Annotated in this window: 18 protein-coding genes; 6 read left to right on the top strand and 12 right to left on the bottom strand. The window is 71.3% G+C overall.

What is annotated here, in order from left to right:
* Positions 1–21: 21 nt before the first annotated feature.
* From ASG80_RS20910 to ASG80_RS20885, 6 genes are all read right to left on the bottom strand, one after another.
* Positions 22–1116: a Glu/Leu/Phe/Val dehydrogenase family protein gene (locus tag ASG80_RS20910; protein ID WP_056734405.1), complete on the bottom strand. Its 1095-nt coding sequence runs from the start codon at positions 1114–1116 to the stop codon at positions 22–24.
* A 114-nt stretch (positions 1117–1230) separates the two neighbouring features.
* Positions 1231–2841: a bifunctional phosphoribosylaminoimidazolecarboxamide formyltransferase/IMP cyclohydrolase gene (gene purH, locus ASG80_RS20905; protein WP_056734404.1), complete on the bottom strand. Its 1611-nt coding sequence runs from the start codon at positions 2839–2841 to the stop codon at positions 1231–1233.
* Positions 2838–3431, bottom strand: coding sequence for a phosphoribosylglycinamide formyltransferase (gene purN, locus ASG80_RS20900; protein ID WP_056734402.1), 594 nt, complete (start codon positions 3429–3431; stop codon positions 2838–2840). Before purN ends, purH begins: the two co-directional genes overlap by 4 nt.
* Before the next feature lie 62 nt (positions 3432–3493).
* On the bottom strand, positions 3494–4768 hold the full coding sequence (locus ASG80_RS20895; RefSeq protein WP_056734400.1) for a DUF6350 family protein: 1275 nt from the start codon (positions 4766–4768) through the stop codon (positions 3494–3496).
* A 31-nt stretch (positions 4769–4799) separates the two neighbouring features.
* A complete protein-coding gene (locus ASG80_RS20890; RefSeq protein WP_156402000.1) occupies positions 4800–6314 on the bottom strand; it encodes a hypothetical protein in 1515 nt (504 codons plus the stop codon).
* A 51-nt stretch (positions 6315–6365) separates the two neighbouring features.
* On the bottom strand, positions 6366–6938 hold the full coding sequence (locus ASG80_RS20885) for a hypothetical protein (protein WP_056734395.1): 573 nt from the start codon (positions 6936–6938) through the stop codon (positions 6366–6368).
* A 282-nt stretch (positions 6939–7220) separates the two neighbouring features.
* Between ASG80_RS20885 and ASG80_RS20880 the strand changes: the two genes are divergently transcribed.
* Positions 7221–9260, top strand: a complete 2040-nt coding sequence (locus ASG80_RS20880; protein WP_056734394.1) for a collagen binding domain-containing protein — start codon at positions 7221–7223, stop codon at positions 9258–9260.
* A 314-nt stretch (positions 9261–9574) separates the two neighbouring features.
* Positions 9575–10948 (top strand): collagen binding domain-containing protein, encoded by a 1374-nt coding sequence (locus tag ASG80_RS20875; RefSeq protein WP_156401999.1) that lies wholly within the window; start codon positions 9575–9577, stop codon positions 10946–10948.
* A gap of 107 nt (positions 10949–11055) precedes the next feature.
* Here ASG80_RS20875 and sucD read toward each other — a convergent pair whose 3' ends face one another.
* Complete coding sequence (gene sucD, locus ASG80_RS20870) at positions 11056–11964, bottom strand: succinate--CoA ligase subunit alpha (protein WP_056734390.1); 909 nt, start codon at positions 11962–11964, stop codon at positions 11056–11058.
* Between the two features lie 15 nt (positions 11965–11979).
* Entirely contained in the window at positions 11980–13146 is a 1167-nt protein-coding gene (gene sucC / locus ASG80_RS20865; RefSeq protein ID WP_056734388.1) for an ADP-forming succinate--CoA ligase subunit beta, read from the bottom strand.
* 217 nt (positions 13147–13363) lie between these two features.
* On the opposite strand from sucC, the gene ASG80_RS20860 reads away from it, so the two are divergent.
* The 3 genes from ASG80_RS20860 to ASG80_RS20850 are packed head-to-tail and all read left to right on the top strand — an operon-like array spanning position 13364 to position 16592.
* Positions 13364–14083 (top strand): VIT family protein, encoded by a 720-nt coding sequence (locus ASG80_RS20860; protein ID WP_056734662.1) that lies wholly within the window; start codon positions 13364–13366, stop codon positions 14081–14083.
* A gap of 2 nt (positions 14084–14085) precedes the next feature.
* Complete coding sequence (locus ASG80_RS20855; protein ID WP_056734387.1) at positions 14086–14907, top strand: DUF72 domain-containing protein; 822 nt, start codon at positions 14086–14088, stop codon at positions 14905–14907.
* A gap of 47 nt (positions 14908–14954) precedes the next feature.
* Positions 14955–16592, top strand: coding sequence for a cyclic nucleotide-binding domain-containing thioredoxin-disulfide reductase (locus ASG80_RS20850; RefSeq protein WP_200952651.1), 1638 nt, complete (start codon positions 14955–14957; stop codon positions 16590–16592).
* 27 nt (positions 16593–16619) lie between these two features.
* Here ASG80_RS20850 and ASG80_RS20845 read toward each other — a convergent pair whose 3' ends face one another.
* The 4 genes from ASG80_RS20845 to ASG80_RS20830 form a co-directional block, all read right to left on the bottom strand.
* Positions 16620–17399 (bottom strand): FAD:protein FMN transferase, encoded by a 780-nt coding sequence (locus ASG80_RS20845; RefSeq protein ID WP_235508432.1) that lies wholly within the window; start codon positions 17397–17399, stop codon positions 16620–16622.
* The gene (locus ASG80_RS20840) at positions 17399–17929 is read right to left on the bottom strand and encodes an FMN-binding protein (RefSeq protein ID WP_056734382.1); all 531 of its coding nucleotides are present in this window, start codon (positions 17927–17929) and stop codon (positions 17399–17401) included. The genes ASG80_RS20845 and ASG80_RS20840 overlap by 1 nt, the downstream gene beginning before the upstream one ends.
* Positions 17926–19335: a ferric reductase-like transmembrane domain-containing protein gene (locus ASG80_RS20835; protein WP_056734380.1), complete on the bottom strand. Its 1410-nt coding sequence runs from the start codon at positions 19333–19335 to the stop codon at positions 17926–17928. The genes ASG80_RS20840 and ASG80_RS20835 overlap by 4 nt, the downstream gene beginning before the upstream one ends.
* Positions 19336–19428: 93 nt before the next feature.
* Positions 19429–20052 carry a TetR/AcrR family transcriptional regulator gene (locus ASG80_RS20830; protein WP_056734658.1) on the bottom strand — a complete coding sequence of 208 codons (624 nt, stop codon included), beginning with the start codon at positions 20050–20052 and terminating at the stop codon, positions 19429–19431.
* Between the two features lie 102 nt (positions 20053–20154).
* Here ASG80_RS20830 and ASG80_RS20825 point away from each other — a divergent pair, with 102 nt between their 5' ends.
* Positions 20155–21600 carry an FAD-dependent monooxygenase gene (locus ASG80_RS20825; protein WP_056734379.1) on the top strand — a complete coding sequence of 482 codons (1446 nt, stop codon included), beginning with the start codon at positions 20155–20157 and terminating at the stop codon, positions 21598–21600.
* Positions 21601–21604: the final 4 nt, after the last annotated feature.

Below are 21604 nucleotides of genomic sequence, written 5' to 3'. Positions count from 1 at the left end.
CTAGCGGCCGGTGCCGACCCCTCAGCGCGCGGCGTCGAGGCGGGCGCGGGCGAGTCGCTCGGCGGCCGCGAGGGTCGTGGTGCCGTGCTCGTCGGCCGACCGGAGCACGGATGCCACGGTGTCGCCGATGCCCGCGATGCGAGCGTCGAGCGCGGCCTGGTCGGCGTCGGGGCCACTCGCCACGTCGAGGTAGATGACGCCCCCGGCGTTCACGACGAAGTCGGGCGCCCACACGATGCGACGCTCGGTGAGGTGGCCGGCGACGTCGCGCGACGCGAGCTGGTTGTTGGCCGCGCCCACCACGGCGCGCACGCGCAACGCGTCGACGACGTCGTGCGTGAGCACCCCTCCGAGCCCGCAGGGCACGAACACGTCGGCCTCGACGAGGTGCGCCTCGTGCGGTGCGACCCAGGTGGCGCCGAGCTCGTCGGCGAGGGCGCGCTTGCCCTCCGCGACATCCGTCACCGTGAGCCGGGCGCCCGCCTTTGCGAGGCTCCGCGCGAGGCGGCCGCCGACCTGTCCGAGGCCGGCGACGACGAAGTGCCGGCTCGACACGTCGGATGAGCCGAAGACGTGGTCGAGGGTGGCGAGGATCGACGCGTAGACGCCGGCTGCGGTGGCATCCGCGGGCTCGCCGACGCCGCCCTGCTCGGGCGGGAGGCCGCAGACGTGCGCGGTGCGCTCGGCGACGACGGCCATGAGCTCGGCGCTGGTGCCGACGTCCTCGGCGGTCATGTACGCGCCGCCGAGGGACTCGACCGCGTCGCCCAGGTCGAGCATCGCGTCGCGGGTGGACCGCTCGTCGAGGCTGACGCCGGCCGGGATGCAGACGACGGCCTTGCCGCCGCCGCGCGCGAGTCCCGCCGCGGCGTTCTTCATGGTCATCGCCTGCGAGAGGCGGAGGGCGTCGGCGAGGGCGTCGGTCCAGTGGCCGTAGCGCCAGAGGCGCGCGCCGCCGAGGGCCTGGCCGAGCCGCGTCGAGTGCACGGCGACGATGATGGTGAGTCCGGATCGGGGGCCGCGGGTGATGAGCACGCGCTCGTGCTCGGGGGCCTCCGTGGGAAGTGCTGCGCTGACCTCGGCGGCAGGGGTGGCCGGGGCATGGCTGATCGTCATCGATCGTTCTCCTTGTTCATCCGCTTCGTGGGCGGAGCTGTGGTGGGCGCTTTCTGAGCGCCGCTCACCTCAAGCGTACCGCCGCGACCGGTCCGCCGTGCGCCGCACGGCCGCTCAGTGGAAGAAGTGCCGCTCGCCCGTGAAGTACATGGTGACGCCGGCCGCGCGGGCCGCCTCGACGACCTCCTCGTCGCGCACCGATCCGCCCGGCTGCACGACGGCGCGCACGCCGCCGTCGATGAGGATCTGCAGTCCGTCGGCGAAGGGGAAGAAGGCGTCGGATGCCGCGACCGACCCTGCGGCGCGGTCCCCCGCCCGTTCGACCGCGAGCCGGCACGAGTCGACCCGGTTGACCTGCCCCATGCCGACGCCGACCGAGGCGCCGTCGGAGGCGAGGAGGATCGCGTTCGACTTCACGGCGCGGCACGCCCGCCAGGCGAACTCGAGGTCGGCGAGCGTGGCCTCGTCGGCCGGCTCCCCTGCGGCCAGCGTCCACTCGGAGGCCGTCGCGAAGTGCCGGTCGGCCTGCTGCAGGAGCATGCCGCCTGAGACCTGGCGCAGCTCGACCGCGGTGGGCGCGAAGCCCTCGGGAAGGGTGAGCAGGCGCAGGTTCTTCTTCTGCTTGAGGAGCTCGAGCGCCGCGGCCTCGAACGCGGGGGCCACGAGCACCTCGGTGAAGATGCCCGACACGGCCTCGGCCATCTCGAGGGTCACGGTGGCGTTCGCCGCGATCACGCCGCCGTATGCCGACACGGGGTCGCACGCGTGCGCACGGCGGTGCGCGTCGGCGATGGGGTCGGATGCCCCGGGGGTCCCGACCGCGATGCCGCACGGGTTGGCGTGCTTGATGATCGCGACGGCGGGCTCATCGAAGTCGAAGGCGGCCCGCACCGCGGCATCCGCGTCGACGTAGTTGTTGTACGACATCTCCTTGCCGTGCAGCTGCACGGCCTGCGCGATGCCGGGGCGGCCGCCCTGCGAGGCGTACAGCGCCGCCTTCTGGTGCGAGTTCTCGCCGTATCGGAGGTCGGCGTCCTTCGTCCAGGTGCCCCCGACCCACGCGGGGAACGGCGACACTTCCACCGGCTGGTCCTGCGCGACGACGCTGCCGATGTACGACGCGACGGCGACGTCGTACGTGGCCGTGTGCCGGAAGGCCTCGCGCGCAAGCGCCGCGCGCTGCGCGAGCGTCGTGCCGCCTGCCGCGACCGCCTCGATGATCTCGTCGTAGCGATCGGTCGAGACGACGACCGCGACGTTCGCATGGTTCTTCGCCGCGGCGCGCACCATCGCCGGTCCGCCGATGTCGATCTGCTCGATCACGGCGTCGGGTGCGGCACCGGCGGCGACCGTCTCGGCGAACGGATACAGGTTGACGACCACGAGCTCGTACGGCCGGATGCCGAGCTCGGCCAGCTCGCGCTCGTGGGTCTCGAGGCGCAGGTCGGCGAGCAGGCCCGAGTGCACGGCGGGGTGCAGGGTGCGGACGCGCCCGTCGAGGTGCTCGGGGTAGCCCGTGACCTCGGCCACCTGCGTGACGGGCAGGCCGGCGTCGGCGATGACCGAGGCGGTTCCGCCCGTGGAGACGATCTCGACGCCCGCGTCGACGAGCGCGGCGGCGAGCCCTTCGAGCCCGCGCTTGTCGCTCACCGCGATGAGCGCTCGCCGCACCCGCACGCGGTCGCGGTCGCGGAGGAGGCTCGGGTCGTGCGTTGGCGCGCTCATGATCTGCTGAGCTCCTTCAGGTCGAGGTGCGAGTTGGCGATGTCGAGCACGGTCTGGATGAGGAGGCGCCGTTCGACGGGCTTGATCCGGTCGTGCAGGGTCGACTCGGTGTCGCCGGGCAGCACCGGCACGCGCTCCTGTGCGATGATCGGGCCGCCGTCGACGGAGTTGTCGACGACGATAAGACTGGCGCCGGTCTTGTCGACCCCGGCCGCGAGCGCGTCGCGCACGCCGTGTGCGCCCGGGAACTCGGGCAGGTAGGCCGGGTGCGTGTTGATCAGGTACGGGGAGAATGCGTCGACGACCGCAGGCGGCACGAGCCGCATGAGCCCCGAGAGGATGACGAGGTCGGGCTCCCACTGGCGCACCTGCCCGATGAGCGCCGCCCCCCACGCCTCGCGGTCGTCATATGCCGTGTACGGCACGGTGAAGGTCGGGATGCCGAACTCCTCGCCGAGCAGGAGCCCGTCGGCCTCGCGGTCGGCGCCGATGGCGACGACGCGCGCCGGGAACTCGGCGTCCTCGGAGGCCTCGAGCAGGGCGCGGAGGTTGGAGCCTGTGCCCGAGATGAGCACGACGAGCTTCTGCACCCCTCGAGCCTACCCGGTGCGCCCGGGCGCCCCGATGCGTGGGCGGATGCCGCCGATGCACCTCAGCGGTCGAGGCTGGCCGCCATCGAGTCCGCCCACTCCGGCTCGTCGGGCGTGCGACGCCGGAGCCGCGCGGCGTAGCCGCCGACGAGGGCGCCGATCCCGACCGTCACGGCGGCGACCCCCGCGACGGCCAGCGGAGCGGGTCCGACCTCGGCGAGGCGCCCGGGTCCGGCCGCGCCGCCCGACCACCACGCCAGGAGCCCGAGCACGAGGGCCGAAGTGGCCGCGGCACCCGCGGCGACCGCGAGCGGCGCCCACCAGCCGGCGGCGCGCGGGACGTCGCGGTCGGGGTCGTCGCCGGTCGACACCGCCCAGGCGCCGGCGAAGCCGAGCAGCACCGGCACGATCAGCCAAAGGGCGCCGAGCGCGGGCGCGTCTGCGGGCAGCGCTCCGAGAAGCGGGACGCCGGGCACAGGGCCGAGGAGCGTGCCGCCCGTCGAGACCAGGCTGCCGGTACCGATCGCGAATCCCGGTCCGAGCAGCCAGGCTGCCGCCCAGATGACCACGTTCGGCAGCAGCGCGAGCTCCGCAACGGTCAGGGCGATCCCGCCGTCGATCCCCGCGCCGAGCGCCTGGTAGAGCCCGGCGATCGTCGCGTAGTCCAGTGCGATGAGCACCGCCACGAGCACGCCCGCGACCGCCAGCACCCCGAACGCGGCGCCCGCGCCGATGCGCACGGCGGCGCGGGCGCCCGCCACGAGTCCCGCCGGGAGCGCGGCGAACGCGCGGCGAACGAGGCCGGTGGCGGCATCCGCGGACCCGGGGGTGCGCAGCACCTCGCCCACCGCGCCGATCACGACACCGAGCGCGACGATGCCGGCGGGCAGCAGCGACGCCTGCCACGGGTCTGCGTGCGCCGCGTCGGCTGCAGCCACGAGGGCGAGCCCGGCCCCGGCCGCGGCGTACACGACGACCGCGGCGATGCCCCCGGTGAACGAATGGCCGCCAGCCGCCGATCGGCGCCCGATCCGGCGGCCCGACGCGACCGTGAGGAGCGCGAAGCCGAGCAGCGCGATCGTGATCGGGAATGGATCCCCCGCCCCGGGCACGGCGATGCGGCCGGCCGTCACCGGGTCGAGTTGCACCATGAGGTCGACGCCGTGGCCGAGCAGCCAGACGTCGGCGGCCGCGCGGAGGAACACCGCGGCGTCGACCGCGAGCCCGAAGTGCACCGCCCAGAGCAGCAGGAGCGGCATGAGCACGATGCCGAGACCGATGAGCGCCGCGACGGATGCCTCGAGGGCGGCCAGCAGGGCGATCGTCGTGCGTCTCATTCCTCCGGGAGCCTATCCCGGGCCGCGCCGCTCAGTCGGCGCGACGTGCAGGATCGGGCGTACTCGGAGCCTCGGGCGGCGAGACGCCGCCTTCCCCGTCGCCGACGGCCGCGCTCACGAGCGACTCCGTCTCGTCGTCGGATGCCGCGACCTCCGCCTCGGGCGTGTCCGACGCGGCGGCGGCGACCTCAGCGGCGGGTCGCCGCAGGAGCTCCACGAGGAGCAGGGCGAGGAGCGCGACGAGCACCGTCGAGATCACCAGCCCTGCGGTCACCGGCCGGTTGAACATCACGACGACCGCGGCGATCAGTGCGATGGCGATGTACACCGCGCCGCGCCAGCGGTCGAGCGCGATGCCGAACGCACCCGTCGTGACGCCGTGCCGGGCGGCGGCGCGACGGGCGGCCGCGAAGCCCGCGCCAGCGAACTCGCGCGTCGCACGCGCCGGGCGCCAAGGCCCCGAGAACCACGCGATCACCGCGACGAAGAGGGCGAGCATGAGGATCGCCATGGTCGTCGAGAACATGAGCTGCACGAGTCCGTCGTAGAGTGCGGATGCCGTGTCAGACGGCATGATCGACGGGCTCACCGCGCCGATGAAGTAGAGCCGGCCGATGCCGACGCCGGATGCCAGGATCACCATCGAGAGCGCGAGGCCCGCGGCCGTCCACACGAGCGCCACCGTGCGGCGGCGTGCCAGGAGCACGCCCGCGACGAGCAGCGCCACGCAGATCCACGGAAGCCACGTTCCGGCGGTCACGGCGAGGGCGTAGACGGTCTGCACGAGCACAAACGCGTCATTCTGGGCGACGACGATGCTCTTCTCGATCACGGGGATGTTCGCGGCGAAGCCGACGCCCTGCTGTTCGAGGCGGTCCTTCACCGCCTCGATGATCGGACCGAGCTGCACCGAGACCGTGCCGTTCCCTCCGATGGCCAGGGCGGCGTCGGGGTCGCCCTGGACCGCCGCCACGAACGCGCGGTGACTCGCACGGAGTGCGGTGGCCCATACGTCTGCGAATGCGTCGGATTGGACGACCCGGTCGACGATCCCCGACACGAGCGACTGCAGGCCCTGCGTGGCCGGTCCCTCGAGGAGGCCGAGCGCCTGCTCCGCGCGTGGCGACAGGTTGAGCTCCTTGATGCCGTCGAAGAGGTCGGACGTCAGCGCGGGGATGTCGACCTGCTCCTCGATCGCCGCGGTGACCTGGTCGCCGATGTAGGCCTGTACGGCAGGGTCTTCGGCGAGTGGCGCGAACGTCGCGACGAACCGCTCGGTGTCGACGAGCTCGAGCCGCGCCCACGCCGTGATCACGGCGACGGGCGCGATCAGGAGGCCCACGACGATGAGCACGACCGCCCCCGCGGTGCGGCCCCAGCGACGACGCTCGGGCGCCGGGGGTGGGCCCGCGGCATCCGTGCCACCGCGCGTCTTCGCCGTGACTGCCTCGGACTTCAGCGCCGCGTTCTCCGCCTCGAGTTGCGCGATCCGTGCCTCGAGTTCCGACACCCCTGCATCCGACATGTGCGCCCCCTGGTCCGACATGTACGCCCCGTTGGGATGACCATAGCGCTCTGGGCGCCTTGACCGCACGGGTCAGTGGATGAAGGCCTTCAGCAGGATCATCGCGATGCCGAACGTCGCCGTGCCGAGTGCGCCCGCGAGGCGCACCGGCCACGAGGCGCCGCGCCTCGAGAACGCGACCCAGCCGAGCACGGCGAGCACCACGACGCCGGCCCACAGCGCGGTCCAGATGGCATAGGCGTCGGGGATCGCGCGGGTCGCCCCGAGGAGCAGGATGAACGACGGGATGAGCGCCGAGGCGAGGAGTCCGAGCGAGCGGCGGAACGAGATCCGGAACGCCTCGCCGAGGGCGATCATGCGCTCGTGGTCGAGGCCGTGGCGGGCCACGGTGCCGGCGTACACGTGCGCGGCCCAGAAGACGATCACCGTCACGAGGACCGTCCAGAACACGGTCCAGGAGGACTCGCCGTGTCCGCCTGACACCACGATCATGCCCGAGACCAGGATGACGCCGTAGACGGACTCCTCGGTAGCGAAGGTGGTGCGCATGAACCCCGACGCGATGCTCGACGATGCCCCGTCGCGCCGTCGCTGCCCCGACGCCCGGCCGGCCGTCCCAGCGGCATCCGATGTCGACTCGCCCACCCACTCACCTTCTCACGAACGGCGCACCGTACCCCCTGTTTTGGGAGGGTGAGCATTGCTCAAATCTACTGTCGGGCGAAGTGCCCGTGGGTATACGCTGCGGCCAAAGCGTGAGACTCCCCACCGGGAGCGATGCAGCCGGTCCTCGATTCCCCGCGACCACCGGCACGATGACGACGCGCCAGCGCGCACCCGCGCGCCGGCGCGTTCGCTGGCACCGCCTCCGAGGGGATACATCCGGCTCACCCGAACCGGACGAACTGCGAATACCCGGAGGCGAAGATGCCACTGTTCATCAGGCCACGTTCCGACACACTCGACTGTCCGCCCGACGCTCCGCCGCCACGACGGCGAGGACGGGTCTTCGCGATCGGCGCAGCCGCGGCACTCGTGCTCACCGCCGTCGCGGCCGGACCCGCTCAGGCCGCCCACCCCGAAGTGAGCCTGCCCGGCAGCGAGTTCGAGATCGACACCGACGCCAACCTCAAGGTGGACGACGCGGCGCCGCCGTCGCTCGACTGGGCCAATGTCGCCGAGAGCCGCAAGGCCGACAAAGCAAGCGGACCCGGCGACGACTCCTTTGGACAGGGCTCCAAGGAGGACACCGCCGTACCGAGCGTCGTGTCCGGCAGCATCCCTCCGAACAAGAGCGACCTGCTCACCTTCGGCACCTACCTCGAGAAGACCCCGGGCGGGGACTTCCTGCACATGTTCTGGCATCGTGTCCAGGAGCCTTCGGGCACCACGAACATGGACTTCGAGTTCAACCAGTCCACTGTTGTCTCAGGCAACGGGGTCACCCCCGTTCGCACCGCCGGCGATCTCCTGATCCAGTACGACCTGTCACAGGGCGGGACCAACCCGCAGTTGTTCCTGTCGACGTGGGTCGCCTCGGGTCCGGGCAGCCAGTGCGAGGCCTCGAACAACACACCCTGCTGGAGCACGAAGGCGAACCTGACCGCCGCGGGTGACGCGACGGGTTCGATCAACACCAGCCCGATCCCCGTCGCCCAATCCGATGGCCTGACCACGGTCAACCCGATCTCGCCGCGCACCTTCGGCGAGGCGAGCGTCGACTTCTCGGCGATCGTCGGCGACGACGAGTGCGTCTCGTTCGGCAGCGCCTACCTGAAGAGCCGGTCCTCCGACTCGTTCACGGCGGCACTGAAGGACTTCATCGCACCCGCTCCGACCGACCTCAACAACTGCGCGAAGGTGATCATCCGCAAGGTGACAGATCCGGTCGAAGACCCCGTGGTCACGATGTTCGACTACACCACCGCCTTCGAGACGGAGACCGAGGTCAACCCGACCTTCAGCCTCGGCCACGGCGGCGTCCAGGAGTACGACAACGTGTTCCTCGGCACGGGCCTGACGGTGACGGAAGAGACGCCACCCGCCGGTTGGGACTTCGATAACGTCGACTGCAGCGCGAGCAGCGGTGTGACGCCGTCGATCACCAACGCGACGGTGACGTTCGACCTCGACGCCAACTCCGATGTGCTCGACTGCACGTACACGAACATCGCGCGTGGCAAGATCATCGTCGAGAAGATCACCGATGACGGCTTCGGCGCGTTCGAGTTCACCTCGGGCACGCTGTCGCCGAGCCCGTTCACGCTCACCACGACGGCAGCCGGAGCCGGTGGAAAGGACTCGGAGACCTTCTCCGACCTCGCACCCGGCACCTACGACGTCAGCGAGACGGTACCGACGAACTGGAACCTCGTGAGCGAGACGTGCGACGACGGATCGGATCCGCAGGCGATCGGGCTCTCCGCCGGAGAGACCGTGACCTGCACGTTCCACGACGCCCGTGAGCGCGGTGCGATCCTCATCACGAAGACCGCCAAGCACGCGGACGACCCCGATGGCGAGATCCCGCACGCCGGCGTCACGTTCACCGTCACCGGCGGTGAGCTGCCGGCGGCAGGCGTGACCGCCGTGACCGACGCCAACGGCGCGGCCTGCGTGGCCGGCCTCGTCGTGAGCAACCTCGTCGGCACCTACACGGTCACCGAGACGGTGCCCGGCGGATACCATGTGGTCTCGGCCAACCCGCAGACCGCGTTCGTGAGCGAGAGCGAAGGCGACTGCGACCCGATCACCCCGGGAGCGTCGGTGGCGTTCGAGAACACGCCGCTGACGAACCTCACCGTGTCGGTCGACTCGCAGATCGTGGGCGGAACCTCGTCGACGATCGACTGCGTGCCCGGCCTGCCCGACCCGGACTTCACCACTCCGGCGAGCGGTGACGGATCGCTGTCGCTGAACAACCTCGAGCCGCAAACGGTGGTCTGCACCATCGTGATCGACCCGTGACCGGGAGGTGAGTCGTACCTCAACTGAGTCATTCCTGCACACGGAGGTCCCCGCCGGCATCGCCGGCGGGGACCTCCCATTCTGCCTTGTGCCCCGAACTGGGGTCATGAGGTTTCCTCATGAATGGTATTCGGCGCACCACCGTCGGGAGTAACGTGCTCAATGGCGTGAGAGACCCCTACGGCGCGATGCACGCCCGGCGACGCCCACCTACTTCGCCGGACGCACCGTCGACGGACACCCGAGTCCGCCCCGTCGCCCGCAGAGGACGTCCGGCCACCCGACCGGACGAAACTGCGAACCCGGAGGCGACAATGCCTTTGTTCAGCAAGCCACGTTCCGACACGCCCGCAAACGCGAGGCGTCGACATGCGAGATCGTTCACAATCGGCGCCGCCGCGGCGCTGGCCGTCACTGCGGTCGTCGCAGCGCCCGCGCTGGCCCACCCGGACGTCAGTCTTTCCGGCAGCAACTTCGAGATCGACACCGACGCGAACCTCAAGGTCGACCACGCTGGTGACCTCGACTGGGCGAACGTCGCCGACGCCCGCCAGGCCGACGAGCCGACCGGCGCCACCGACGACTCGTTCGGCCAGGGCTCGAAGGAGGACACCGCGGTGCCCACCGTCGTCAACGGCAGCATCCCGCCAAACAAGAGCGACCTGCTCACCTTCGGCACGTACCTCGAGGAGACCGCCGGCGACGACTTCCTGCACATGTTCTGGCATCGCGTCCAGGAGCCGAGCGGCACGACGAACATGGACTTCGAGTTCAACCAGTCGGAGACCCTGTCGGCGAACGGCGTCACACCGGTGCGGACTGCGGGAGACCTGCTGATCCAGTACGACCTGACGCAGGGCGGAACCAACCCGCAGCTGTTCCTGTCGGAGTGGGTGACGACCGGCGCAGGTAGCCTGTGCGAAGCGTCCAACAGCACTCCCTGTTGGGGCGAGCGGATCAACCTGTCCGCGTCGGGCCTCGCGACCGGGTCGATCAACACGAGCTCGATTCCCGTTGCTGAGTCCGATAGCCTGACCACAGTCAACCCGATTTCGCCACGCACCTTCGGCGAGGCGAGCGTCAACTTCTCGGCGATCGTCGGCAGCGGCTGCGTCGCGTTCGGCAGTGCCTACCTGAAGAGCCGCTCATCCGACTCCTTCACCGCAGCGCTGAAGGACTTCATCGCTCCGCTGGACACGGGCATCAACAACTGCGGTGCGCTGAAGATCGTGAAGACCAAGAAGCACGCGGCCTCAACTCCGACTACCCAGCCGCATGCCGGCGTGGTGTTCGGCGTCACGGGCGGGACCCTTCCTGCGGGCACGACGGTCACGACGGACGCCAACGGCGTCGCGTGCCTGGCCGGGATCGCGGCCGGCAGCTACACCGTGACCGAGACGGTTCCGACGGGCTACGCGGTGACCTCCGCCAACCCGCAGACCGGAACCGTGGTCGAGGACACCACCTGTGCTACAGCCACGCCTGTGACGTTCACCAACGTCCCGTTGACGAACTTCACGGTCTCGGTGGACTCCCAGATCGACGGCGGCACGGCGTCGACGATCGACTGCGACGCAGCGGCCGACCCGCCCTTCGAGGCGACGACCGGTGCGAACGGCGACGGGTCGCTCACCAAGAGCAACCTCCAGCCGGGCACCTACACCTGCGTGATCATCATCGACCCGTGAGCTGAGGAGACAGCTCGCACCTGAGACGGAAGGCCCCGCCGGCATCGCCGACGGGGCCTTCCCCTGCGGTCCGCGACCCGGCGCGAGGCGCCGTGCCGCGACATCCGCTACGCGCTGAGCGCCTCGTACACCTCGCGGAGGAGCTGCGCTGTCTCCGACGGGGTCTTGCCGACCTTCACGCCGGCGGCCTCGAGGGCCTCCTGCTTCGCCTGCGCGGTGCCTGCAGAGCCGGACACGATCGCGCCGGCGTGGCCCATCGTCTTGCCCTCGGGAGCCGTGAATCCCGCAACGTAGCCGACGACCGGCTTCGTGACGTTCGCCTGGATGAAGTCGGCCGCGCGCTCCTCGGCATCGCCGCCGATCTCGCCGATCATGACGATCGCCTTCGTCTCGGGGTCGGCCTCGAACGCGGCGAGCGCGTCGATGTGCGTGGTGCCGATGATCGGGTCCCCGCCGATGCCGATGGCGGTCGAGAAGCCGAGGTCTCGCAGCTCGTACATCATCTGGTAGGTGAGCGTGCCCGACTTCGACACCAGGCCGATCGGGCCCTTGCCGGTGATGTTCGCGGGCGTGATGCCGACGAGCGACTCGCCGGGGCTGATGATGCCGGGGCAGTTCGGCCCGATGATGCGGGTCTTCTCGCCCTTCTGCTTGGCGTAGTCCCAGAACTTGGCCGAGTCCTGCACCGGCACGCCCTCGGTGATGATCACGAGGAGCGGGATCTCGGCGTCGATCGCCTCGACCACCGCGTCCTTCGTGAAGGCCGGGGGAACGAAGGCGATGGAGACATCCGCCCCCGTCTTCTCGATCGCCTCGGCGACCGTGGCGAACACCGGGAGCTCGACCGGGTTGCCGTCCTTGTCGGTGTGCAGCACCTCGGTGCCCGCCTTGCGGGCGTTCACGCCGCCCACCACCTGAGTGCCGGCCGCGAGCATGCGCGCGGTGTGCTTGGAGCCCTCGGCGCCCGTGATGCCCTGGACGATGACCTTGGAGTCCTTGTTCAGAAAGATCGTCATGTCTGCTGTCCCTTCCTACGCGGCGTTCGCCAGCTCGGCGGCCTTGTCGGCGCCCTGGTCCATGTTCTGGGCGAGGGTGACGAGCGGATGCGCCGCCTCCTCGAGGATGCGGCGGCCCTCGATCACGTTGTTGCCGTCGAGACGCACGACGAGCGGCTTGTTCGCGGCGTGGCCGAGCTCGGCGAGCGCGCCCACGATGCCCTTGGCGACCTGGTCGCAGGCGGTGATGCCGCCGAAGACGTTCACGAATACGCTCTTGACCTGCGGGTCGCCGAGGATGATGCCGAGGCCGTTGGCCATGACCTCCGCCGAGGCGCCGCCGCCGATGTCGAGGAAGTTCGCGGGCTTCACGCCGCCGTGGTTCTCGCCCGCGTAGGCGACGACGTCGAGCGTCGACATGACGAGGCCCGCGCCGTTGCCGATGATGCCGACCTCGCCGTCGAGCTTCACGTAGTTGAGGTCGAGCTCCTTCGCCGCGGCCTCGAGCGGGTCTGCCGCAGCCTTGTCCTCGAGGAGTGCATGGTGCGCGTGACGGAACTCCGCGTTCTCGTCGAGCGTGACCTTGCCGTCGAGGGCGATGACCTCGCCGTCCTCCGAGAGGATGAGCGGGTTCACCTCCACGAGGGTCGCGTCCTCCTTGTCGTACACCTCGTAGAGCCTCACGAACACGTCGGCGACCTTGTCGACGAGTTCGGCCGGGAAGTTCGCCGCCACCGCGATCTCGCGGGCCTTCTCGGGCGTGACGCCGGCGATCGGGTCGACCTCGATGCGCGCGAGCGCCTCGGGCCTCTCGACGGCGAGCACCTCGATCTCCACGCCGCCCTCGACGCTCGTGAGCGAGAGGTAGGAGCGGTTGGCGCGGTCGAGGAGCACCGAGAAGTAGAACTCCTGCGCGATGCGGGCGCCGCCCGCCACCATGACGCGCTTGACGACGTGGCCCTTGATGTCGAGTCCGAGGATGGCCCTGGCCGCCTCTTCCGCCTCGTCGGGGGTCTTCGCGACCTTGACGCCGCCGGCCTTGCCGCGGCCGCCGGTCTTCACCTGGGCCTTGACCACGACGACGCCGCCGAGCTTCTCGGCCGCGGCGCGGACCTCTTCGGGGGTGTCCGCGACGATGCCCGGGAGCACTGGGACCCCGTAGCGCTCGAACAGGTCTCTGGCCTGATACTCGTAAAGATCCACGCTCTACTTCCAATCGGTCCGCACGCGCGACGGCGCACAGGGGCTGGTGGGGGCGGCCCGGCCATGACTCTCTCGATATCGAGATACGCGGGCCGACGACCATCGTACTCCCCATGTTCGACGCGCCCGAACCGGACGGATGCCTCGTCGGATGCCTCGACTGCTGCCTCGTCGGTTGCCAGTGGCCGCCGTCGGCGGCGGCTGCGAGACTGGCGTCATGACCGACCGAACGGAACCGATCCACCGCGCCGACCCGCACGATGTCTCGGTGCACGCGAAGCTCAACTGGCTGCGAGCCGGGGTGCTCGGCGCGAACGACGGCATCGTCTCGGTCGCGGCCCTCGTCGTCGGTGTCGCCGCGGCCACCACGGATGTCGCGGCGATCCTGATCGCGGGCGTGGCCGCCGTCGTGGCCGGGGCGATCTCGATGGGCCTCGGCGAGTACGTCTCGGTGTCGAGCCAACGCGACACCGAGCGAGCGCTCATCGCCAAGGAACGGTGGGAGCTCGACACGATGCCGCAGCAGGAGCTCGCGGAGCTCGCGGGGCTCTACCGGGCGAAGGGCCTGTCCGCCGATACCGCGCACACCGTCGCGCGCGAGCTCACCGCACACGACGCGCTCGCAGCGCACCTCGAGGTGGAGCTGCACATCGACGAGAACGACGTGGTGAGCCCATGGCACGCCGCCGGGGCATCCGCCCTCTCGTTCCTCCTCGGCGCGGTGCTGCCGATGCTCGCGATCCTGCTGCCGCCGCCGGAGTGGCGGATCGCGACGACGTTCGTCGCCGTCGTCGTCGCCCTCACGATCACCGGGTGGCTGAGCGCGTGGATCGGCGGCAGCCCGAGGCTGCGCGCGGTGCTGCGCGTGACGGTCGGCGGCGCGCTCGCCCTGGCGGTCACGTGGGCGATCGGTGCGCTGCTCGGGGTGGCCGTGTAGCGATGCCAGAAGCGCGCGTCGGGATCTCGGGCTGGGTGTACCCGAACTGGCGAGGGGACTTCTACCCGAAGGGCCTCCGGCAGGTCGACGAGCTCGACTACGCGGCACGGCACCTCACGTCCATCGAGCTCAACGGCTCCTTCTATGCGCTGCAGAAGCCCGCGAACTGGGTGCGGTGGCGCGACCAGGTGTCCGACGACTTCGTGTTCGCGGTCAAGGGGCCGCGCTTCATCACCCACATGAGGCGGCTCGGCGACGTCGACGAGCCGCTCGCGAACTTCTTCGCCTCGGGGCTCCTCGCGCTCGGCGAGAAGCTCGGGCCGGTGCTCTGGCAGCCGCCGCCCAACCTCGGGTTCGACGAGGCGCTGCTCGACCGGTTCCTGGAGCGGCTCCCCCGCTCGACGCACGCGGCCGCCGCGCAGGCGGCGGGTCACGACGAGCGGATGGAGGGCCGGGCGTGGTTCGACGCGTCGGCGATCGCCGATCGTCCGCTCCGTCACGCGGTCGAGGTGCGGCATCCGAGCTTCGAGACGGATGCCTGGCGGTCGCTGCTCGAACGCCACCGCGTGGCATCCGTCGCCGCGGACACCGCGGGGAGGTATCCGCGGCTCGACTGGGTCACGGCCGACCTCGCGTACGCACGCCTGCACGGCGACCGCGAGCTGTACACATCGGGCTACGACGACGAAGGCCTCGACCGCTGGGAGGCGTGGACGCGGGCGCACCTGGCGGCCGGCCGCGACGCGTTCCTCTACTTCGACAACGACGTGAAGGTACGGGCGCCGTTCGACGCTATGGCGCTCATCGAGCGGTTACGGCGCTGACGCCGGACCCCCTCCCCCTCCTCCGACCGATGGTGCACGATAGGGAGATGGCCAAGGCTCACGCTCGCGTCGTCCCCCACGTCACCGAAGCCCAATGGGATCGGCTGGTGCGGTACGGCGAGCCGATGCAGGTCGGGGTCGGCGACGTCCTCTTCCACACGGGCGAACGGTGGTACGACCTGATCCTCGTCGAGAGCGGGGCGGTCGAGATCGTGCGCGACGCCCTGCCCTGGGTGGGCGAGTCGACCATCGCGACCCTCGGCCCGCGAACGTTCGTCGGCGAGCTCGGCCTGCTCAACGGGCAACGCGCGTTCCTCACGGCGCGCGCGACCGAACCGGGCCGCATGTACCGCGTCGACCACGCCTCGCTCCAGCGGCTCATGGCCGAGGACGACGAGCTCTGCGACCTCCTGCTGCGCACGTTGTGGGCGCGACGCGACGTCCTGCGCAAGGGACCCGCCGCACTGACCCTGAAGATCGTCGGCACCTCCCGGTCGGCGGGTGCGAACGCGCTGCGTCGGTACGCCGAGCGCCTCGAGCTCGCGTACACCTGGGTCGACGCCGACGACCCGCCGACGTCGGCCAGGCTCTTCGACCACGGCTTCACGCGCGACGACCTGCCCGTCGCGATCGTGCAGGGCGAGAACGTCCGCAACGCGACCCCCGGCCAGGTCGCCGACATGCTCGGGCTCGCCTACGCGGCCGACGATGACACGACGGCGGACCTCGCGGTCGTCGGGGGCGGCCCGGCTGGACTGGCGGCGGCGATCTACGGGGCGTCGGAGGGCCTGCACACGGTGCTCCTCGACTCGATCGCACCAGGCGGGCAGTCGGCGGCCACGTCGCGCATCGAGAACTACCTCGGGTTCCCGTTCGGCGTGAGCGGCGACGCGCTCACCGGCCAGGCGTCGCTCCAGGCGCTCAAGTTCGGCGTGCGCGTGTTCGCGCCGTGCGAGGCTGCTGCGCTCGAGTGGTCGACCGACCCGCTCACCCTCTCGCTGGCCGACGGCAGGCTCGTCCGTGCCAGGTCGATCGTCATCACGACCGGCGCGCAGTACCGCACGCTCGACCTCGATCGGTGGGGGGAGTTCGAGGGCGCCGGCATCTTCCACGCGGCGACGCCGCTCGAACTGCGCCAGGTCATCGATGCGCCGGTCGTGGTCGTCGGCGGCGCGAACTCGGCCGGGCAGGCGGCGCTCTACCTCGCCGCGAACGGATGCTCCGTACGCCTCGTCGTCCGCTCCGACGACCTGTCCTCGCAGATGTCTAGCTACCTCGTCGACCGGCTGGCCGACGACCCGCACGTCCGGGTGCACACGCGCACGCGCGTCTCGGCGCTGCACGGCGCCACGGCGCTCGAGCAGGTCACGCTCGAGGGCGATACGAACGGCACCCTCGACTGTCGCGGCCTGTTCAGCTTCATTGGCGCGGAGCCGGCGACCGACTGGATCACCCAGCTCGACCGCGACGAACAGGGGTTCGTCCGCACGGGAACCGACGTGCGACGACTGGGTCCGATGTGGGAGGCACTGCACAGGTCGCCGCTGCCGTTCGAGACGAGCCTCCCCCGCGTGTTCGCCGCCGGCGACGTGCGCCGAGGTTCGATGAAACGCGTCGCGGCGGCCGTCGGCGAGGGTTCGAGCGCGGTCGCCTCCGTCCATCGGGCGCTCGCCGACGCGTCGTGACGAGCTGACGACCCGAGGCGTGTGCCCTCACCGCGCGGTTCGAGCACCGAGCGGCGCGCGGGGCCATCCGGGAGTGGCCGCCATAGTGCCGTCGCGGCGCACGGCCAGCACGTCGACCGGCTCGCGCGACGTCAGCTCGTCGAGCGCCGCCTCGCCGCCCGCGACGATTGCGGTCGCGAGCACATCGGCGGTGACGATGTCGGCCGCCGCCACGCTGACCTGGACGAACACCGCATCGATGCCGTCGGTCGGCGCCCAGATGTGCTCGCCGCGCTCGGCGACCCCCGAGGTCGCGACGGCGCGCCGGTCCTCGCCGAGCGCCACGGCCGACAACAGTTCGTGCCGGTCCCATGGATCCACGATGCCCACGAGCCACGGCGATCCATCAGCGCGCGGACCGCTGACGAGCACGTCGCCGCCCGCGTCGAGTCCCCATCCCGCGACGCCCATCGCACGGATCGCCTCCCCCGCCTCGGCGATCGCGACCGCCTTGACGACGCCGTTGAGGTCGATCACCCCATCCGTGCGGTGCGGCGTGAAGGCCCCGCCCGTGCGGGCCCGCCACGCGACGGCGAGCGCGTAGGCGTCGCGGAGTTCCGTGCCGGCATCCGTCATGGCGAGCTCCCCGCGTGCGACCCGGCTCAGCTCCGAGTCCGCGCGGTACAGGCTGCACCGCCGATCCCAGCGATCGAAGACGGATGCCGCGACCGCCGCTGATCGAGCGACCACGTCGGCGGCGCCGTCGGCTCGCACGCTCACGACGGTGCCCATCGACGTGAAGGCGTTGCGCCTGGTGGCCGTGGCCATCAGAACCCCGCCGCATCGAGGGCGGCCTGCAGCGACTGCAGGTAGGCGGCGCTCGTGTAGGTGGCCCCGCTCACCATCGACACGGAGGCCGTCTGGGCCTGCAGCACCTCGTCGCGGAGGATCGGCGCGGCTCGGTTGCTGATGGACACCGACCGGCCGTCGTGGTCGGTGAGCTGCAGCGCGGTGACATCGGTGATCGATCCGCCCGAGATCGTCACCTGCACCTGCACGTCGCCGAAGCGGGTCGACACGGTCGTGCCCGCGTAGGTGCCGTCCGCCGCGCCGGCCTGTTCGGTCGTCGAATCGGTGGTGGGCGCTGCCGACGCGCTCGTGGTGCCGCTCGACCCGGCCGAGCCGCTCGACGTGCTCGACGAGGCATCCGTGCCGCTGCTCGCCGAGGAGGTCGCGGGCTGCGTGCCGCTCGCGGCGACGGTCGTGCCCGCGCCCGTGACGGCGTTGCCGAGCTGCCAGCCCGCGATGAGGGCCGCAGCGGATGCCGCGGACGCGATGACGAATGCGCGTGCTCTCACCAGTCGAACCTCTCGTGATGGACCTGCTCCGGACGGAGGCCCGCCGACCTGGCCTCGGCGACGACCGCCTCGGACCACCCCAGGGGGCCGCAGACGTACACGTCGGAATCCGCGATCGCCGGGACGAATGCGGCGAGCGAGAGCCCCTGCTGCTCGGCGGCCTCGCTCAGCCATCCCGTGCCACGGCGGCCCGGGATCGTGATCAGGGTCGCGCCACGGGCGTGGCACAACTGCCGCACCTCGTCGAGCAGCCAGCCCTCGTCGGCCGCGCGGGTGCGCAGCAGCACGATCGCCTCGCCCGGGCGGAAGCTCGCGGACTCGAGCAGCGAGCGCACGGGGGTCACGCCGATGCCGGCGGCGACGAGCACGAGGCGGCTGCGACTGCGCGACGCCTCGCTGAAGATCCCGTATGGACCCTCGAGCGCGACGCGCGTGCCGGGCCGGATCGCGGCGACTCCCGCCGACCCTCGACCGAGCGCGCGCACCGTGATGCGCAGCTCGCCGCCGCGCGGCGCCGCCGACAACGAATACGGATGCGCCTGCCACCACTGGCCCCGCGCGAGGAACCGCCACACGAAGAACTGGCCGCCGGTGGCGCCGAGCCGGTCGAGCGCGACACCGCGGAGCCGGATCGACACGATGCCGTCGGCGATCGGCTCCACCTCCTCGACCACGAGCCGGTGCCGCAGGGACCGGTAGGCCGGCACGCCGAGCCGGAATACGGCGATCGCCGCGAAGGCCGTGATCGTCATGAGCAGCCAGTACCAGCGCTGCCACGTTCCCTCGGCGAAGAGGCCGCCGAGGCTGAACTGGTGCGGCAGTGCCGCAAGCACCGCGAGATAGACGAGCAGGTGGATGCCGTGCCACACCTCGTAGCGGAAGCGGCGGCGTACCGCGACGAGCGAGGTGACGACCACCGCGAGGAAGAGCGCCAGGCCGGCCACGGCGAGTGGGATGTCGGGCGTGTTCCAGAGCGAGACCACCTCGTCGACGAGTCCGCTGCCGTCGGTGAGCGCGTAGCCGGCGACGAGCAGCACGGCGTGCGCGAGGAGGAGGAGCAGCACGGGCTTGCCGAGCCTCCGGTGCAGCGCCATCGCCGCATCCTGCCCGACGGCCCGCTCGATGAACGGTACGCGCGCGGCCAGGACGAGCATGACGAGCACGAGGTCGGTCGCGACGAGACCGGCGATGATCCCGACCTCGGTCACCGCGCCGGCCGGGTCTGCGAACCCGGCGGCGCCGCCGTCCGCGAGGAACAGCGCGACGGCGATGGCGACCGTGGCGACCGCAGCGGCCTGGAGCAGGTCCACCCGCCAGAGCCGACGGGAAGCGCGCCGCCGCTCGGGCGCGACGAGCTCGCGCGACCTGCGCTCGAGGCCCCGCGCGTCGTGGAGGAGGAATGCCATGACACGATCGTGCGCGCCGACCCTATCGGTCCCCCTTGGGTTGTCCGGACGTCTGCTGGGAGCTCTCGACCGCGGTCAGGGCTTCGGCGCTGCTCAGCCTTGCGGTGCCCACAGGGCGCGCTCGGCCATCGTGACCAGGCGAGCGGCAGTGTCCTCCGCGCTGAGGCCGCGCCCCGTGTACAGCTGGTCGAACGTCTCGAAGCTCGTGATGACCCACAGGATGTCGGTCGCCTCCTCGACCGTGACATCCGGGTGCAGGTGTCCCTCCTCGGCGAGCCGCCATGCCATCCAGCGCTGCCCCTCGGCGCGGCCGCGCTCGACCACCTCGAAGGCGCCGCGCACCGCCTCGGGCTCGAGGGACCACATCGAGTAGATGGTCCGGGCGACATCCCGCTCGGCCGCGTACACGCCCGCCGCCGCCCGGAGGGACTCGCGCACCGCGTCGCGCGCGTCGGGCAGCGCGGCGGCGTCGACGATCCGCTGGAACCCGGTCCGCTCGAGCAGGTCTCCACCGAGCGCCTCGAAGAGGCCCGCCTTCGAGCCGAACACGACGTACACGGTCGATCGGGCGACGCCGGCATCCTGTGCCACCCGTTCGATGCTCAACGCCTCACTGGGGGCAGCGCGCAGCCGGTCCCGCATCGCATCGAGGATGCGGCGTCGCGTCTCGTCGGCCGCCACGGCCCGCACCTGCTGGGTGTACTTCCGCGTCGTCATGACGAACATCCTACTTTCACTTGACACTGAGTCTGATCAAAGACACACTGTCTTATGAAAGACATCTTGTCCGATGAAATACGACACAGGAAGATCCGCATCATGCACACCACCGAAGCACCCGCCGTGATCGTCGTCGGAGCCGGCCCGGCCGGGCTCACCGCCGCCATCGCCCTGGCTCACCATGGCGTCCGCACGCTCGTGGTCGAGCGCCGGACCGCCCTCTCCCCCTTCCCCCGTGCGACCGGCATCAACCTCCGCACGATGGAGCTGATGCGCGCCTGGAGCCTGGAGGACGCCGTCCGCGCAGGCGCGATCGACGTCAGCCCCACGGGATGGATCGGCCGCACCCTCGCGTCGGCTGAGGGCATCGAGACCCCGATGGGCTTCCCGTCGGACGAGGTCGCCGCCTCGCTCAGCCCGACGACCGGCGTCGTCGCCCCGCAGGACCACCTCGAGCCCGTGCTCATGGAACACCTGCTCTCGCTCCCCGGCACGTCGGTCCGGCTCGGCACCGAGCTGATCGCGCTCGACCAGGAGGACGACGGCGTCACCGTGACGCTCCGCGAGGGCGCCGAGTCATCGACCATTCGCGCGGAGTACGTTATCGGCGCCGACGGCGCCCACAGCACGGTGCGTCGCCACGCCGGGATCACGATGGAGGGCCCAGGAGACCTGGGCGCCTATCTCGCCGTGCTCTTCCGGGCACCGCTCGCCGACGTCGTCGGCGAGCGTCGGCACGGGCTCTACATGCTCACGCGCCAGGGGCCACCGTGGGTGTTCCTCCCCACCGACCGCCACGACCGCTGGGTCTTCTCCATGACGTGGGACCCCACGCGCGAGACGCGGGCCGACTATCCGACGGAGCGCCTCGTCGAACTCATCCGCGCGGGCGCCGGGGTGCCAGACCTCGAGCCGCAGATCGCCTGGACCGGTGACTTCACGTTCGCCGCCCAGATCGCGGATCGGTACCGTGAGGGCCGGGTGTTCCTCATCGGCGACGCCGCGCACCGCATGACTCCACGCGGGGCCGCCGGGATGAACACGGCGATCCACGACGGGTACGACCTGGGCTGGAAGCTCGGCTGGGTCCTGCGCGGGTGGGCCGGCGAGTCGCTGCTCGAATCGTTCGAGGCGGAGCGCCGGCCGGTGGGCCTGCGCAACATGCAGCGCTCGGCGATCGCGGCGGACCAGCGTGACGTCTCCCAGGACTACCTGGAGGACATCGCCGACCGGATCCCGCACAGCTGGCTGCCCGACGGGCGCACCTCCACGCTCGACCTGCTCGGCGACGGGCTGACCGTGCTCGCGGGTCCGCAGGCGCACGTGCCGCTGGGGCAGCTGCACGGCGTCCCGGTCGTCGTGCACGTCATCGACCAGGCGACCGCCGACGTCCTGCAGGTCGGCGCCGACGGCCTGGTGCTGGTCCGGCCCGACGGTCGGCCGGTCGCGCGGTGGGCCGCGTCCGCGGACGCCTCGGCGATCTCGGCGGCAGTGTCCGCCGCCGTGGGCGGAGCGACCCGCGCGGACCTGTCTCGGGCCGCGTGAGGAG

It is taken from the genome of Agromyces sp. Soil535, assembly GCF_001428255.1.
Classification (GTDB): domain Bacteria; phylum Actinomycetota; class Actinomycetes; order Actinomycetales; family Microbacteriaceae; genus Agromyces.
This window is presented reverse-complemented; position numbering and strand designations above follow the sequence as displayed.

Excerpts from the sequence above, each read along its gene's own strand:
- ASG80_RS20895 (WP_056734400.1), bottom strand. The coding sequence starts at position 4,768 with ATGAGACGCACGACGATCGCCCTGCTGGCCGCCCTCGAGGCATCCGTC.
- ASG80_RS20830 (WP_056734658.1), bottom strand. The coding sequence starts at position 20,052 with ATGACGACGCGGAAGTACACCCAGCAGGTGCGGGCCGTGGCGGCCGAC.
- ASG80_RS20880 (WP_056734394.1), top strand. The coding sequence starts at position 7,221 with ATGCCACTGTTCATCAGGCCACGTTCCGACACACTCGACTGTCCGCCC.
- ASG80_RS20890 (WP_156402000.1), bottom strand. The coding sequence starts at position 6,314 with ATGTCGGACCAGGGGGCGCACATGTCGGATGCAGGGGTGTCGGAACTC.
- ASG80_RS20855 (WP_056734387.1), top strand. The coding sequence starts at position 14,086 with ATGCCAGAAGCGCGCGTCGGGATCTCGGGCTGGGTGTACCCGAACTGG.
- ASG80_RS20910 (WP_056734405.1), bottom strand. The coding sequence starts at position 1,116 with ATGACGATCAGCCATGCCCCGGCCACCCCTGCCGCCGAGGTCAGCGCA.
- ASG80_RS20835 (WP_056734380.1), bottom strand. The coding sequence starts at position 19,335 with ATGGCATTCCTCCTCCACGACGCGCGGGGCCTCGAGCGCAGGTCGCGC.
- ASG80_RS20845 (WP_235508432.1), bottom strand. The coding sequence starts at position 17,399 with ATGGCCACGGCCACCAGGCGCAACGCCTTCACGTCGATGGGCACCGTC.
- ASG80_RS20825 (WP_056734379.1), top strand. The coding sequence starts at position 20,155 with ATGCACACCACCGAAGCACCCGCCGTGATCGTCGTCGGAGCCGGCCCG.
- ASG80_RS20850 (WP_200952651.1), top strand. The coding sequence starts at position 14,955 with ATGGCCAAGGCTCACGCTCGCGTCGTCCCCCACGTCACCGAAGCCCAA.
- ASG80_RS20860 (WP_056734662.1), top strand. The coding sequence starts at position 13,364 with ATGACCGACCGAACGGAACCGATCCACCGCGCCGACCCGCACGATGTC.
- sucD (WP_056734390.1), bottom strand. The coding sequence starts at position 11,964 with ATGACGATCTTTCTGAACAAGGACTCCAAGGTCATCGTCCAGGGCATC.
- ASG80_RS20875 (WP_156401999.1), top strand. The coding sequence starts at position 9,575 with ATGCCTTTGTTCAGCAAGCCACGTTCCGACACGCCCGCAAACGCGAGG.
- purH (WP_056734404.1), bottom strand. The coding sequence starts at position 2,841 with ATGAGCGCGCCAACGCACGACCCGAGCCTCCTCCGCGACCGCGACCGC.